Consider the following 15,165-nt stretch of genomic DNA (forward strand, 5'->3'; position numbering starts at 1 on the left):
GGCTAGCCTGCCGCGGCTGAGTAACGCAGGTTAGCTAGCCCCAACTTGGGGGCAGCGCGGCGGGCCAAACTGGTGGGTGAGCAAGGCAACCGGCCCGCGCCAGCTAGCTCGGTGAGGCTTAAATGAAGGCTCAAAAAGCGCAAATGAGCGGGGCGACACTTCAACCCTTTTGCTCGATGAAAAGCGGGCGTTGGGCGATGAAAGTTGGGGTAGGGAAGGGTAAAAACGTGCTTTGTGGGGCCAAGAGGGGCATTTGGGCCATTTCGGCTTCGTGCAACTAGTCTGCTAGAAAGCGGGCTCCTCTGGCCAAACCAACCCTTTTTTACATGAAAAATTTTCCTCGGCTAGCCGTTCGCTTGCTGGCTATGTCGCTGGTGCTGGGTGGCCTCAGCCTCAGCAGCTGCAAAAAAGACGACACCACGACCGTAACCGGCGACTGGACCACTGGCAACTCGTTTGCCGGCACGGCGCGCAACAACTCGGTGAGCTTCGTCATCAACAACATTGCGTATGTGGGGACGGGCATCGATGCTTCAAGCAACATTTACAACGACTTATACTCGTATAACCCCGCTACTGGCGGCTGGAACAAGCTGACGCCTATGCCCGCCGCGGCTGGCGTACGCTACCGGGCCGTGGCCTTCGTGGCAGGTGGCAAAGGCTACGTGGGCACGGGCTACAACGGTAGCAAGGCCCTCAGCGACTTCTGGCAGTTTGACCCCGCAGGCTCAACTTCTACCACCACTAATGGCGTAACTACTACTACCAGCGGCAGCTGGAAGCAAGTGGCCGACCTCACCACCGCCACCGGCGGCACGGCGCGTTACTGGGCCGTGGCCGGCAGCGTGAGCGACATGGGCTACGTGGGCTGTGGCTACGACGGCAACTACGAAAAAGACTTCTACAAGTACAACCCCACGACTGATAAGTGGTCGGTAGTCAACAACTTCCCCGGCGATAAGCGCATGGGCGGCCTCACCTTCACCATCAACGGGGAGATGTACGTGGCTACCGGCATCAACAACAACCAGTACAACACGGATGTATCGTCGTACAACCCCGTGAGCGATACCTGGACGGTGCACCGCAACCTGAAAAACCAGACCACTGGCTCCGACATCTACGACTACAGCGCCGTGGCTCGCGCCTACGCCGGAGGTTTCGTGGTGAATAACCTGGCCTACGTAACGGTGGGTAGCAACACGTCGGTGCGTACCGACTGCTTCGTGTACGACCCGGCCGCTGATACCTGGACGCTGAAAAACCCCTTTCTGGGCTCGGGCCGCAACTACAGCGTGTCCTTTGGCATCAACGGCATTGGCTACGTAGGGCTGGGCAGCTCGGGCACTTCGAGCTTCGATGACTTCTGGAAGTTCGCACCCGATGCCGACCAAGAGTAAACCTAAGTCTCGCCGGGCGTCAGGCGGGCGGGCGCTGCTGGCCGTGCTGCTAGCCGCCGTGCTCGCCCTGGTAGCCACCGCCTGCACCACCAGCACCAGCGACATTGGCGTGGGCCTGCCCAGCGCCCAAACCAACACCGGCGCCTACCTGGTCGATACCCTCACGGTGCGCACCTCTACGGTGCTGCGCGACTCGGTAGTGACCTCGGGCTCGGGCTACCTGCTGGTGGGCCGCACCACCGACCCGCTGCTGGGTACTATCACGGCCAAAAGCTTCTGCCGGCTGGGCATGGATGCGGCCTTCACGCCCTCGGGCAGCTTCGTGTACGACTCGGTATCGCTGGTGCTGCCGCTCATCACCACGCCCACGGCCTACCGCTACGGCGACACCACCAAAACGCAGGCCCTAGTGGAGGTGCACCGCCTCATCGACCCTATTTCGGCCACCAAGCCGTCGTTTGCCTCCACTAAGCTTACTAAGTTGAATTACGATTCGACCACGGTGCTTAACCAGGGGGGTAAGGCGCCGGTGCGGCGGGCCCGGCCCAACCTCACTAGCTTGCGCCTGCGCCTCGACGATACCTTCGGGCGCCAACTGCTGGCTGCTGGCCAAGCGGGCCGCCTCACCACGCAGGATGAATTTGATACCTATCTGCCGGGCCTCGTGCTCACGCCGGCCGCTACCGACAACGCGGCGCTGGTGCTTTTTAGCGCCACCGTCACCGATGCCGCGCTGCTCGTGTACTACCACGACCCCACCGATGCGACCACGGTACTCAGTAGTTCCTTTTCGATTTATACCGGCAACCGCAACTTCTACCAAGTGCGCGCCGACCGCCGCACGGGGGGCGTCATGGGCTTGCCCACCGCCTCGCTGCAAACCGTGGACGCCAGCCGCACCGCCCAGCAAACTTTCGTAGAAGGGGCCCTCGGCCTGCAAACCAAGGTAGAAATTCCGTACCTCACCAACTTGCTCGACTTTGGCGCCAATGCTACCATCACCAGCGCCGACTTCACGGTGCCGGTGACGGCCAGCACGCTGAGTCCCTTCGTGCCTACCCCCCCGGCGTTGCTTATCAGCACCGCCAACGCGGTAAACCAACCAGTGGCCACGGCCGTGAGCGGCACCACGGGCACCTACGTCAGTAGCGTGTCGTACCTCACCAGTACGTCTACCCTCAGCGGGCTCGACCAAGGGGGCTATACATGGTCGGTGGCCAGTTATTGCCAGGCTGTGCTCAACCACGTCATCCCCAACAACGGCCTGCTGGTATCGTCGGTGAGCCCGGCCCTCCCTAGCCGGGCCGTGCTGGGCAGCCAGCGCAGCACCGACAAGCTGCAACTGCGCCTGTATCTCATTCAGGTAAAGTAAATTCTAGAATCTGCGCTTTCCGCCTCTCTATCAAGCTTATTACTACCCCGAAGCCTGGCTTCGGGGTATTTTTTTGCGCCCTGGCTGCTAGCTAGTAAGGGATATTCTAGCCTAAACTCGGCTACTTTCGAGCCACTTTCGTTGTTAAGCCTCTGTGTCCGACCTGCTCCCTACCCCCGCTCATCGCCCCGACCTGCTGCGCGTTTCCTACGACGACTACCGCGCCCTGCCCGCCATCGCCAACTCCGACCTTTCGCGGCTGCGCGATGCGCTCGATGGCCGCCCCCCGCGCACCGATTCGGGCTCCGGCGCTCTCAGCTTTGGCACGGCTTTCCACACCGCGTTGCTTGAGCCGGCCGACTACCAGCCCGGCCAGCCTAGCCTCAACGATACCCTCATTTGGTGGCTGGTCGAGGGCGTGAAGCTCAACACCGAGCTCAACCGCTTGCTCGAAGGCGGCCTCACCGAGCGCAGTGCCCTTTTCACCGAGCCTACCACCGGCACGCTCTGCAAGCTACGTGCCGACCTGGTGGCCGACCTGCCCGGCGAGCCCTACACCATTATCGACTTCAAAACCACCCTGGCCCGCGACGCCGACCACTTCCGGCTGCAATGCAGCCACTACGACTACGACCGTCAGGCGGCCTTCTACACCGATGCCCTGCAAGCCGAGCGCTTCTTGTTGGTAGGCGTGCAAAAAGTCGAGCCCTTCGGCGTGTTCCCCCTCGAAGTGCCCACGGATATGCTCGCCGAAGGCCGCCGCAAATACATGCACCTGCTCAGGCTCTTGCGCGCCCCGGCTACCGCCCCCGCCTACCGTGCCGCCGCCGTGCAAGCCGCCGTAGATGCCCTAAGCAAGTAGCTGCCACCCGCGCGAGCTCTTTTCAAAAAGCCCCTGGCGCAACTTAGCGCCAAGGGCTTTTTTAGTAAGCCAACGGCTTTCATTTGGGCGCGCTGCGAGTGGAAAAAGACCCATGAGGAGACACAAAATATTGCTTCGCTACGCGCTTGTAGCTGGAATTTAAAATCCTGCCTGCCCGCGGCTGGCTAGCTCGCGCAATAGACCCCGCAGGCCCGTCGGCTCGCGCAGTTCGCGCAGCAGCAACACGAGGTAGTCGGTTTCGGCGCGTAAGTCGCGCTTTAACTGACGCAAACGGGCTTTTTGTTGCTTTTCGGTGCCGCTCCAGGGGGCATTTTCTACCGGGCGCTGGGCGGCGGCCAGTTGTTGCCCCAACTGGGCCTGCTGCTGGGCCAACGCCTGCGTGTAGCGTTGCAGCAGCTCCTCCGCTTCGGCAGTGGGGGTAGGGCCATCCTCGGTAGCGAGCAGTGAGAGGAGCGCAGCCAAGTCGCCGGCCGCGTAGGCCGCCGTAATGCGCTGCATCAGTTCTGTTTGTAACTGCTGGGTAGCCACGTCGGCTTGGGCCGCGCGGTCGGGGTGGTGCAGCCGCGCCAGCTGGCGGTAAGCGGCCTTGGTGTTTTGCAGCAACGCTTGGCCCTCGGTATCGGCAGCGCGGGCCTTGGCTTCGCGCACCTGCTGCGCGCGTTGCTGGCGGCGGGCGCGCGCCTCGGCGGCGGCCCGCTCGTGGGGCTGTTCAGTTGGGGCCTCGGTTCGCATGTCGGCCGCTGGCGAGGCCTGGGGCGTTACGGGGGGGGTAGGGGTGGGCTCCGCGTCGGCCGCATAGCGCGCCAAGACCTCAGCTTCGTCCTCACCAAAACGCTCGTGCAGGCTGCGCGCATTGTGCACGAGCAGCATCGTCACTTGCTGCTCCTCGGCGCGGCTGAGGTAGCCGCTCGTGAGGGCCACTTCCAGGGGTTCGTATAAGGCGCGGCGCGCGGCTACAGTTGCTGCGGCCACGGGTCCTACTTGCTGCCAGTAGGTTTGGCGGGCCGCCGCCTGGGCCGCACGCAATGCTTGCAGCTGCGTACGCAAGTCTTCTACGGCCTGAATAGCTTGGCGAAACGCCTGCTGCGCTGGTGTACCAACTGGGGCCGCCGACGCGCGCACGGGCAGCGTTTGGCGTAAGGGTAGGGAAGAGTCAGCCACTGGCCACAAAGGTACTGGGTAAGGAAACCCGCATCCTATCGGACGCTACCTAGCCGGGCTATGCGTATTTCGCAGTTCGGGGTGCAGCGCTGGAAATACAAAGCAGTTTGTTGTTCGCTAGCCGATGATAGAAATGCTTTAAATAGTAGAAAGAAATAGCGAATATTAATTAGCTCAAACTTTTGCCAAATAGGTTACGAAATAATTAATTGAAATTAATTAAAAAATTATTTCGCAAATAGTTGTGCAATTAAAAATATTGTCTCACCTTTGTCGTACTAAACCCCCAACACCATGTACCGCCGCTTACTAAGTTTCCATATTTCGGATAAGATGCAGCCCGAAAGGCTGCCGCGGCTTGGTACGTTTGCCTGATTTTAGCCTTCGCTAAAACTGTCACCGCCCGAGCCAGTAAAGCTCGGGTTTTTTGTTGTTATTCAGGTAGTCAACTGTTTACAAACCTCACCCGATGTCCTTTATCCGCCCCACTTATCCGTTGCAGCAGCCTAGCGGCCAGCCCACGAGTGGCCGGCTGAAGCGGCATAGTCGTGCTTTTTCTTTGCGGTATAGCTACCGGTAATTACCGAATAGCATACGCAGCAGTTAAAGCCCGGCCTCTATAAGCTGGGCTTTTTTTGTTGCTTAATTAACGAATAAAAAATGCTTTTATTCGCAAGGAAGAATTACGTCCAATGCTAATTGGAATTAATTACTTATTAATCAATTCTGCCTATTTCTCACCCGATACTACTAGTTGCCATGCGTTTCAATTTTAAATTTCGGGCGGCCACTCCCAAGCGCAATCACGAAGGCGCACCGGCCTACCCCCTCACGCCGGCCTTGGCGCTGTACGCGGCGGTAGCCACGGCCGCCCTAAGCGACCAATTTTACGAAGCGGCCGACACGCGTTTGGCGCGGCTGCGCGAATTGGTAGCCCAGAATGAACCGCTATTTGTGGCGCAACTGGCGGTATACGCCCGCGAGCAGCTATACCTGCGCTCGGTGCCGCTGGTACTGGCCGTAGAGCTAGCGCGTATTCACCAGGGCGACAACCTAGTGAGCCGCCTGGTGGCGCGGGTGGTGCAGCGCGCCGACGAAATCCCCGAGCTACTGGCCTGCTATGCCCAGGCCAACGCCCGCACTGGCCCCAAAACGCTGGGCCGCCTCTCGAAGCAGGTGCAGCGCGGCTTGGCCCTGTCTTTCAACCGCTTCGATGCCTACCAGCTGGCTAAATACGACCGCAACGGGGCAGCCGTGCGCCTGCGCGATGCGTTGTTTTTGGTGCACCCCCGCCCCAAAGACGAGGCCCAGCAAGCGGTGTTCGACCAACTTGTGGCGGGCACGCTGCCAGTGCCCTACACCTGGGAAACCGAGCTGTCGGCGGCTGGCCAAGTGGCCCATGCTACGCCAGCCGAGCGCCAAGCCGCTGTGGCCCACACCTGGGAAACGTTGGTGGCTAGCCGCCGCCTAGGTTACATGGCCCTGTTGCGCAACTTGCGCAACTTACTGGAAGCCAACGTAAGCGGCGCCACCATCGCCCAAGCCTGCGCTACCCTCGCCGACCCCGGCCAAGTAGCCCGGGCCCGGCAGCTACCCTTCCGGTTCCTGGCCGCTTACCGCGAGGTATTGGCTCTGAACATGGGCGCTGCCGCTCCACTGCTGGCAGCCCTCGAAGCCGCCATTGTCGGCAGTGCGGCCAACCTGCGCGGCTTCGGCCCCGCAACCCGCGTGGTCCTCGCTTGCGACGTGTCGGGCTCGATGCAGCAGCCTATTTCGCCGCGCAGCAAAGTGCTGCTCTACGACGTGGGCTTGGTGCTGGCTATGCTGCTGCAAAGCCGCTGCCAGCATGTGGTCACTGGCATGTTTGGCGCTACCTGGAAGCGCGTGGCCCTACCCCAGGGCCAGGTGCTGCGCAACGTGCAGGAACTGTACCGCCGTGAGGGAGAGGTAGGTTACGCTACCAACGGCCACCTGGTAATACAGGACCTGCGCCAGCGCCGGGAAGTGGTCGATAAGGTGATGATTTTCACCGACTGCCAGCTCTGGGATAGCACCGGCCGGGACAATACCCTGGCCCAGGAATGGGCCGCCTACCGTGCCCACGTGGCGCCCCAAGCCCGCCTCTATCTCTTCGACCTAGCTGGCCACGGCTTGGCTCCGCTCGACGTACGCGCCGAGCAGGGGGTAGCCCTTATCGCTGGCTGGTCGGATAAAATATTCGACGTGCTGGCGGCATTAGAAAACGGTGGCAATGCCCTGACCGAAATCGAAAAGATGGACTTTTAATTCTTTCAAAAGCTGCACCGGAAGTGATATATACCAGAAAAGCGGCGTCACTTCCGGGTCGCGGCGCCCCATAAAGTTCTAATTAATCTGCGGTTTAAGTGAAATTGGCCGAATAATTGCACACTCTTTAAACGAATCATTTTTATGCTTCACGACTTAGGCAAACGGCTGACCCCTTAATGGCAGCCGCTGGCCGGAACGGCTCTCCGCCGGGGCGCAAGTGCTCTGGCGGACCGTTCCAAACCAGTCCCCCTCCTTCCTTTTCAGGTGCCGTTAGGTCGGCGTTACTTCGTGGTGGTCGGCGCAAGCCGCAGGGTTCGAATCCCATCGCCGCCGCTTCGGGCGTGGCGAATACGCCAACTGCTTGTCGCTCTGAATTTTTGGTAGGAAATATTTACTGCATAAGGGTACTTAGCGGGTGCCGTAGGCGGGCCATACTTCGCAATTTGTTTCCGCAAGGAAGTGTAGGTTCGAGCCCTACCCCGGCGCGTGCGCCGGGTGGCGAAACTGGTAGACGCGCTTATCTATAACAGGCCCGTCGCTCGTTGCCCCGCTACTTATTTTGGCTGTTTGGGTGCCGTAGCCCGGCCATACTTCGCATTTCGATTGCCCAGGTCGCGGGTTCGAATCCTGCTGGCTGCTACTGCGGTAGTGGCTGTAGCTCAGCTGGTAGAGCAGGATATGAAGGCCGGGCGCTTGTTGCCCCAAACAGTTTATTGCCCAGGTGGAAGAGGTGCCGTAGTGCAGCCTTACTTCGTTCTGAAAACGCCAAAACGGTTGGTCGATTTTCGCCTTTTTTCACCTGCTTTTTTACGCCGGATGCCGTAGGCTTGCGCTACTCCGACCTGTCCCGTCGGGCCCGCTGGGCCCGTTGCGCAGGCCGCTCATTGCTCCGGTGTTTTTAGGGCTTTGCTAAGCGACGGTTAAAAATTAATTGTCGCTTGGCAAGTGCTACACATTGATAATTAACCACTAAAACAAATGGCTTCACAACTACGAGGCAACGACTTGCGGCAACTCGGTTTTCCCGAAGGCCGCGCTATTGGGCTGGCGCTGGCGCAGTTACAGCGCAAAGAATTCAAACGCCTCTCACAAACCGACCAGCTGGAATTGCTAAAAACGATTCTGGCTAACCCTGGCAACTTCCTCACCGACCTGGCCTGGAGCCACGTGGCCGGGGCGTTGCTACCCCCTCCCTCGCGCCACATCAACCTGGTCGCCCGCAAGGAGTACGCCACTTTCGGCGCCGAGCACATCGAGCAGGGCGCCATCCACCAAATGGAAACGGCCATGAAACTACCCGTAACCGTGGCCGGCGCGCTCATGCCCGACGCTCACTTTGGCTATGGCCTGCCCATCGGCGGGGTGCTGGCCACCGACAACGCGGTGATTCCCTACGCGGTGGGGGTGGATATCGGCTGCCGTATGGCCTTGTCGGTGTTTGACTTACCCGCCAAATACCTGGGCCAGCGCACCCAGGAACTCCGCAAAATCTTGCTTGACAATACCCGCTTCGGCAGTGGCCGGGGCTGGGAGCGCGGGCAACGCCTCGACCACGCCGTGCTCGACCGCGACGAGTTTCAGGCGGTGCCGTTCTTGAAAAACAAGCACGCTGCGGCTTATGAGCAAATTGGTACGTCGGGCTCCGGCAACCACTTTGTGGAATTCGGCCTAGTCGACATCACCGACCCGACCAACGACCTGGGCCTACCCCCCGGCCAGTACGTAGGCGTGCTATCGCACTCGGGCTCGCGGGGCCTGGGTGCTAGCGTGGCGCAGCACTACACCGGCCTGGCTAAGGACGTGTGCAAACTGCCTGCCGAAGCTGCCCACCTTGCCTGGCTGGGCCTCGACACCGAGGCCGGCCAAGAGTATTGGGCCGCCATGACCTTGGCCGGTGACTACGCCTCGGCTTGCCACGAACAAATTCACCGGCGCTTGGCCAAAGCCTTGGGCGAGAAGCCCTTGGCGAAGGTTGAAAACCACCACAACTTTGCCTGGAAGGAGCGCCTAGCCGATGGCCGCGAGGTTATCACGCACCGCAAGGGCGCCACACCAGCGGGCCTGGGCGTGCTCGGCATCATTCCGGGCTCGATGACGGCGCCGGGCTTTATAGTGCGGGGTAGGGGGGTAACGGCTTCGCTGTCGTCGGCCTCGCACGGGGCGGGCCGGCTTATGTCGCGCACCCGTGCCAAGGCCGAAATTGGCGAAGCCGACGTGCGTCGCCACTTGGCCGCGCACGGCATCGAGCTCATCGGGGGCGGCCTCGACGAAGCGCCGATGGCCTACAAAGACATCCGCACCGTGATGGCTAGCCAGCAGGAATTAGTGGATGTGCTAGGTTCCTTTACGCCCAAAATCGTGCGGATGGACGGCGCGTAGTTCCGGGTAGTCAGCCAGATTGCAGGAAACGTTTTTAGTACGTAGTTCAGAATATTTCTGAATCTTGAAAAAGCTTTTTTAGAATATAATCATCAGGCCAGTAGTATCTTATAGAAATGCAAAATAGCTGGCTTAAAAATTTGTTCGGCTGGGCTAAATCCAGTCTACCGGCCAATTTCGTAAAAAAGGCAGGCTCATGAGAGCCGTGTTTTCATAGTGTGGAAAGCCCTTTGCCTTTGGCGGAGGGTTTTTTTATGCCTTGGCGATTTCGGTGGGGGTAGGGAGCACCCGCACCGCGTCGCCCACCCGAATGGTGCCGCCTTGCGCAATGTGCGCCGTGAGGCCGCCGTGGCCGCGCATGGCGTTGTAGCCGCCAGGGCCCAATTCTTCCTCCATGCGTGAGCACGGGTGGCACTCGCCAGTGATGTCGAGCACCACCGATTCGCCAATTTGTACTTGCCGGCCTTTGAGCGCCAGCAAGTTGAGGCCACTTACTACTAGGTTGCGCCGTAGGCGGCCGGGCGCTACTGGCCCATCGAGCCCCAGAAAGCCCGCTACCGCTGCCAAGTGCTCGTGCTGCACGAGGGTGAGCTGCCGCTTGCCGCCGGATTTGGGGCTGGCGTGGTCGCCGGCCAGGCGCGAGTCGGTAAGTACCTCGGCCTCAGGCACGGCCAGCAACTCGGCACGCCGGGCAGGTCGCAGGCCTATCCATTCGAGCTTGCCCTGTTGAGGGAGGGTAGCCAATAGCTGCGCGATGGTTGATTTGCTGTCGCCAAAAAAAGGAAATGCCACGCTTTGATTTTTAGTTAATGATGAATAGTGGCCGCTTACAGCTCGTCGGGGGTGCCGTAGCCCTCCCGGATTTCGGGGTGGCTAATTTGCCCACCCAGGTTGCCAGCGCGCGCCAGCAGCCCAAAGCTGCCCGCCGCCCCGGCCAGCGTGAGCCACACCAGCAGCCCGGCGCGGGCCGAGCGCTGCCGCAGTAATTGCAGGCTCAACAAAGCCAGTGTGCCGGTGCCTACCAGCACGTAGTAACCCAGCCGGGCCGCGTCGGCATGGTTATGAATAAGAGCTTGGCTTACCCGGGGCATATCCTTCACTACCCGGGCCGCGCCGGGCCCCGTGAGTTGCGCCGGCAGGCCCACGGCCACGGCCACCACCAGCGCCCACAGCCCGGCCTCTATAATAGCCGCTTGCCGCCGAAGCTGGCCTGCTAGCAAGAGTAAGAGCCCCACGAGCGCCCCGAAAATGGGCGCATGATTAAACAGAAGGTGCCAGTGGGCTTGGTTCATACAAATAAAGAAGCAGGAAAGCTTTCAAAATGCGCTTTCACCGCCAGAAAATAACGGATTCAAAAGTAGTACCGACTCAACCCGCTACCTCACTTTGCGTACAGATACGCAGCCTGGGCCATTCGGCTCACTCCTGCCGTCGTTTTTCTACACTTCTTTTTCTTTTCTTATGGCTACGAAAGCCTCCCCCAAAACCGCCACTAAAACGGCCGAAAAGGGCGTTACCAAAATGGAAGGTGCCGGCCTTCCCCAAACTAACGCTGCGGTGAATGTTCAGCCGCTGCTCAACCAGCAGCTCAAGGCTCCTGAGCCCATCCAGCGCTTTGGCACCGTGAGCCAGCGCCTGCCCGTAGTCTTGACCGACGAAGTACGCCTCGATAGCGTGAACATGCTCAACCAGTTGCTGGCCGATACTATGGTGCTGCGCGACCTGTATAAAAAGAGCCATTGGCAGGTAATGGGTCCTACCTTTTACCAGCTGCATTTGTTGTTCGATGCGCACTACGAGAAGCAGTCGGAGCTAGTTGATACCATTGCCGAACGCATTCAGATGCTGGGTGGGGTAACGGTAGCGCTGGCTTTCGACGTGGCCGAGATGACGAGCATTCCACGTGCGCCCCGCGACCGCGAAGAAGTACCCGTGATGATTTCGCGCCTGCTGCAAGCCCACCAAATTATTCTCAAGCAGTGCCACGATATTGCCAAGCGCGCTGCCGATACCGGTGATGATGGCACCAATGACTTGGCCGTGAGTGATGTAATGCGTGAAAACGAACAGGAAGTATGGTTCGTTTCCGAGCACTTGGTAGATGCGCCTCTCCTCCGCGCCCAGTAAGCACCCTCCTACCCCCTACTACGCAACAAAGCCTGGCCACTACTGGCCAGGCTTTGTTGCGTAGTAGGGGGTAGGAGGGTGCTACTTCCCCAAAAATAGACAGTCTAGCTGCGGATTCGCTTGGGTAGGGTAGGGCTACGCTCGCAAGTTAGGAAGCGCGAAAATTACCGAGCTGCTACAGCAGCACTACGCCGGCCTTCTACTTTGTTAGTGCTCAAACCCCGAATCGCTAACAAACCAGCGAGCGGCAGCTTGTTCAAGTGCGTTGCAGTCTAGGTCGCTGTCAGCAGCCCAAGCAACAAACCCATCAGGGCGTATCAGTGCCGCGCGTAAGCTTAATTGCTCTTTTGCCCGGCCCGCCACATACTTAATTCGGTCGCTATAAGCACTTACCCAGGTTTTCAGGGCTGGGTTGCTAGCAAAATCAAGCAGTATGCCTTGGCCAGCGCGCATGAGTTCGCTCATCTTCGTGCCGTCTTCAAGCTCAAAGTTGGGAACGCTGTAGCCTACCAGCGGGTGGTCGCCCCCGAGGTGGTAATGCGTGAAAATGCCCCATACCCGCCCGGCCACATAGGTGGCCCCATCGCGCGTATTCATCAAGTCGCGGAAAATCGCCTGTAGCGCGCGGCTCTGGGGGCTTGGGCTCATAAGGGCAACCTGGGCGCGTGACCAATCCAGGACTTGTGCCCCAACGGGGTAGCGTTCGGTATAATAACTGTCCAGCAAACCTATCGGCGCTTGCCCCTGGATGGTGGCGGCGAGCTTCCAGCCTAAGTTCATCGCATCGCCCAGCCCAAGGTTAAGCCCTTGGCCACCCAGCGGCGAATGAATGTGCGCGGCATCGCCGGCCAGCAGTACCCGGCCGTTGCGGTAGGTAGTGGCTTGCCGGGCGCGGTCCGTCCACGTGGTTGCCGTATGCAGGGCGCTGATAGTCACATCGGTGCCCGAAATGCGGCGTAGCACTTCCTGTACGCGTTCGCGCGTGATGGGCTTTCCGGAAGTGTGAAACGCCCCGCCATCAAAATCCTGGAGTATGATGTAGCCGGGCTGCGACTGCAAGTACATTCCGGTTGACGTCAGGTTACGGCCTGGCTTAAGCTTTTCGGGGTCGGCGATGTCCACTTTAGTTGTGTAGCCGGTAAATTCTGGCTCCGTCCCGGCAAATTCAAACCCGCCCACCTTGCGTACCACACTCCGGCTGCCATCGCACCCCACGAGCCATTTGCCCTCAACAGATTGGCTACCTGCTTGAACGGTTACTCTATCCTCCGTTTGTTGAAAATCTGTAATGGCCAGCCCGCGCTCAATGGCTACCCCCAGGGCTTTGGCGCGGCGAGTGAGCACGGCTTCCAACTCCTCGAGCTCAGACATCAAACTGGTATCGGTTGAGCTTGGCAGGCGATACTTCCACTGGGAAGCGTCTATATCACCCTCCTGAAAGGGAATGCCGGCAAAATGCCCAACCTGCCGACGTGCCCCTTGCCCGGCATTTTGATGAGGATTTTTAAAGCGCTTGTGCAACTCAAGCTCTTGCAGCAGCCCCCGGCGGTCCAGCGCTTCGATAGAAAGCGCATTAAGCCCGCGTATCCCGAATGGAAGTCGCTTCAAGGGCGACTGCGGATTTTCTGCCTTTTCCAACAGCAGAACGGCACAGCTAGCTAAAGCTAGCTCACAGGCGAGGAACAGGCCTACCGGCCCCGCGCCGGAAATGATGACATCATAGGTAACCGGATGTTGGGTAGAGTCTTTGCTTTCCAGGGTAGCTTTCATGCCACAAAGTTCTGGAAAGTGCTCGCGCTAGGTTTGTACAAACACGACAAAATCGTTGTCTACAACCTGTTTCCCTTTTTTTGCTCGCGGGCGAATGCCGCGGGCGTCGTACCGCTGTACCGCTTAAATTCCCGGCTTAGGTGGGCCTGGTCCGTGTAGCGCAACTCCTGCGCTAAGCCGGCCAGGTTGGCATTCGGCTGAAGCCACAGCTGGTTGCGTACCTGCTCAAAGCGCATCAGCCCCGACACGTCCTTCACGGTATAGCCCGCTGCTTGTTTGAACTTCCGTTCTAGGGTCCGGATGGTGGCATGCGCCGCCGCCGCTACCTGGCTTACTGGCAGGGTGCCGTTGGCTTCCCGCATCGCCCCGCCCGCTCGAAGTAGCAACCGGTCATTGGCCATCCGCGACCGGGCACTCAAAAAATACTGTGTTACCTGAGTTAGTGCTTCCGCTACCTGGCCCGCCTGAATCGACTCAGCCAGCGCGGCTTGCAACTGGGCGATGGGATGCTCAAAGATGCGCACGCCGTCTTTACTGGGCGGCAGACCAAGCAACTCGAATACGGTCCAGGGAAAGCAGCGGACACCTAGTATCTCTAACCGATTTTCCGTGTAAAAATGAACCGGCTGGTTGAGTAGGCCCGTCAGAAACGGGGAGGGTAAGGGCTGCAAAGCTCCCGCATAGAGTAGGCTACACCCACTGCCAAAATGAAAAATAATTTCCGCGTAGCCATCCGGCACTACCTCAAAACGCGCGGGTGTTTCTCCGAAGTCTCGGCTGATGTGCCAAAAGCACTTGATAGCCTCCCGTAGCTCTTCCGGTGGGTCAAATTCCTGATGCTTCATGCTGAAAGATAGCCTAGTATACTACTGCTCAAAGGCCGGGGCCGCTTCCATCGTTAAACGTAGCGATGAAGCAGCAATGCGTGCATTTCAGGCTCTTGGTTAGGCTAACAGACCCCACCAGAACTGTCCGGTTTGAGGAGCTTATGGCAGAGTTACTCGCGGTGAGCCGCCAGCTTCTCGTGGTGGTTGTCCTCGGCTTCTTCTATCGAGTGGGTTTCGCCCAAGTCGTTGTCGGCCTTCGCCTTATCGGCCAATAGGCAGTAAAATTGGTGAATAAGCCGGATTTCCTCTTCTGAAAAGTCCTGCGCGTTGATGAGGCGATTGCTGGCGCCCTTAGTAGCCGCAATCAATTCGTTGAGTTTGAGGTGCAGCACCAGCGAATCCTTGTTCTGCGCCCGCTGAATTAGGAACACCATCAGGAAAGTGATGATGGTAGTGCTAGTATTAATAACCAACTGCCAGGTTTCAGAATAGTGGAAAATGGGCCCTACCATGGCCCACAGTAGCACGAGCGCTACCGCCCCCACAAACACGGCGGTGCTGCCCGAATACTTGGTTATTTGCTCGGCAAAGCGTCCAAAAAACGAATTTTTGCTGGAGTGCGAGGAGTCAGACATAAAAAAGTGCGCCTAAAAAGCAGGCCTTACGCCTAGCTAATATTCTGCCAAATAAGACTTAAAGTAGTGAACCTAGGCTGAAGCCCCATTTTTTGCGGCAAAACCCGCGGCGTTAGTTGCAGAAAAACCCACCAGGGTAGTACCTTTGCAGCACTTCGCCGCCTCAGCGAAGCCGGCCAAACGCCGGAGTCTGGTTACCGATTGCCTTTTGCGCACGTGGTGAAACTGGTAGACACGCCATCTTGAGGGGGTGGTGCCTTCGGGTGTGGGAGTTCGAATCTCCCCGCGCGCACGCAAAACGAAAAAGCCCGCTGTGAAGCGG

The 15,165-nt window shown here is 59.1% G+C and carries 12 protein-coding genes and 1 tRNA gene; 7 read left to right on the forward strand and 6 right to left on the reverse strand.

What is annotated here, in order from left to right; all coding sequences use genetic code 11:
* Window positions 1–326 precede the first annotated feature (326 nt).
* The 3 genes from GO988_RS14955 (at window position 327) to GO988_RS14965 (ending at window position 3,634) form a co-directional block, all read left to right on the forward strand.
* Window positions 327–1,400 (forward strand): Kelch repeat-containing protein, encoded by a 1,074-nt coding sequence (locus GO988_RS14955; protein WP_157566829.1) that lies wholly within the window; start codon window positions 327–329, stop codon window positions 1,398–1,400.
* Window positions 1,360–2,772 carry a DUF4270 family protein gene (locus tag GO988_RS14960; protein WP_157566831.1) on the forward strand — a complete coding sequence of 471 codons (1,413 nt, stop codon included), beginning with the start codon at window positions 1,360–1,362 and terminating at the stop codon, window positions 2,770–2,772. Before GO988_RS14955 ends, GO988_RS14960 begins: the two co-directional genes overlap by 41 nt.
* A 154-nt stretch (window positions 2,773–2,926) precedes the next feature.
* Complete coding sequence (locus GO988_RS14965; protein WP_157566833.1) at window positions 2,927–3,634, forward strand: PD-(D/E)XK nuclease-like domain-containing protein; 708 nt, start codon at window positions 2,927–2,929, stop codon at window positions 3,632–3,634.
* Between the two features lie 159 nt (window positions 3,635–3,793).
* Here GO988_RS14965 and GO988_RS14970 read toward each other — a convergent pair whose 3' ends face one another.
* On the reverse strand, window positions 3,794–4,816 hold the full coding sequence (locus tag GO988_RS14970) for a J domain-containing protein (RefSeq protein ID WP_157566835.1): 1,023 nt from the start codon (window positions 4,814–4,816) through the stop codon (window positions 3,794–3,796).
* A gap of 759 nt (window positions 4,817–5,575) precedes the next feature.
* Between GO988_RS14970 and GO988_RS14975 the strand changes: the two genes are divergently transcribed.
* Window positions 5,576–7,102: a TROVE domain-containing protein gene (locus tag GO988_RS14975; RefSeq protein ID WP_157566837.1), complete on the forward strand. Its 1,527-nt coding sequence runs from the start codon at window positions 5,576–5,578 to the stop codon at window positions 7,100–7,102.
* A gap of 981 nt (window positions 7,103–8,083) precedes the next feature.
* Window positions 8,084–9,484: an RtcB family protein gene (locus GO988_RS14980; protein ID WP_157566839.1), complete on the forward strand. Its 1,401-nt coding sequence runs from the start codon at window positions 8,084–8,086 to the stop codon at window positions 9,482–9,484.
* Between the two features lie 252 nt (window positions 9,485–9,736).
* On the opposite strand, the gene GO988_RS14985 is transcribed toward GO988_RS14980, so the two are convergent.
* Complete coding sequence (locus GO988_RS14985; protein WP_317164878.1) at window positions 9,737–10,276, reverse strand: MOSC domain-containing protein; 540 nt, start codon at window positions 10,274–10,276, stop codon at window positions 9,737–9,739.
* Between the two features lie 35 nt (window positions 10,277–10,311).
* Entirely contained in the window at window positions 10,312–10,776 is a 465-nt protein-coding gene (locus tag GO988_RS14990) for a hypothetical protein (RefSeq protein ID WP_157566841.1), read from the reverse strand.
* Window positions 10,777–10,945: 169 nt separating this feature from the next.
* Here GO988_RS14990 and GO988_RS14995 point away from each other — a divergent pair, with 169 nt between their 5' ends.
* Window positions 10,946–11,611 carry a Dps family protein gene (locus GO988_RS14995; protein ID WP_232341524.1) on the forward strand — a complete coding sequence of 222 codons (666 nt, stop codon included), beginning with the start codon at window positions 10,946–10,948 and terminating at the stop codon, window positions 11,609–11,611.
* 207 nt (window positions 11,612–11,818) lie between these two features.
* Here the strand turns inward: GO988_RS14995 and GO988_RS15000 are convergent, their stop codons facing one another.
* The 3 genes from GO988_RS15000 to GO988_RS15010 form a co-directional block, all read right to left on the reverse strand.
* The gene (locus GO988_RS15000; protein WP_157566843.1) at window positions 11,819–13,381 is read right to left on the reverse strand and encodes an FAD-dependent monooxygenase; all 1,563 of its coding nucleotides are present in this window, start codon (window positions 13,379–13,381) and stop codon (window positions 11,819–11,821) included.
* 59 nt (window positions 13,382–13,440) lie between these two features.
* Window positions 13,441–14,226 carry a helix-turn-helix domain-containing protein gene (locus GO988_RS15005; protein WP_232341525.1) on the reverse strand — a complete coding sequence of 262 codons (786 nt, stop codon included), beginning with the start codon at window positions 14,224–14,226 and terminating at the stop codon, window positions 13,441–13,443.
* Window positions 14,227–14,378: 152 nt separating this feature from the next.
* Entirely contained in the window at window positions 14,379–14,843 is a 465-nt protein-coding gene (locus tag GO988_RS15010; RefSeq protein ID WP_157566845.1) for a low affinity iron permease family protein, read from the reverse strand.
* Window positions 14,844–15,053: 210 nt separating this feature from the next.
* Here GO988_RS15010 and GO988_RS15015 point away from each other — a divergent pair.
* Window positions 15,054–15,135 (forward strand) — tRNA-Leu (locus GO988_RS15015).
* Window positions 15,136–15,165: the final 30 nt, after the last annotated feature.

It is taken from the genome of Hymenobacter ginkgonis (assembly GCF_009755225.1).
In the GTDB taxonomy this organism is placed as follows: Bacteria; Bacteroidota; Bacteroidia; order Cytophagales; family Hymenobacteraceae; genus Hymenobacter; species Hymenobacter ginkgonis.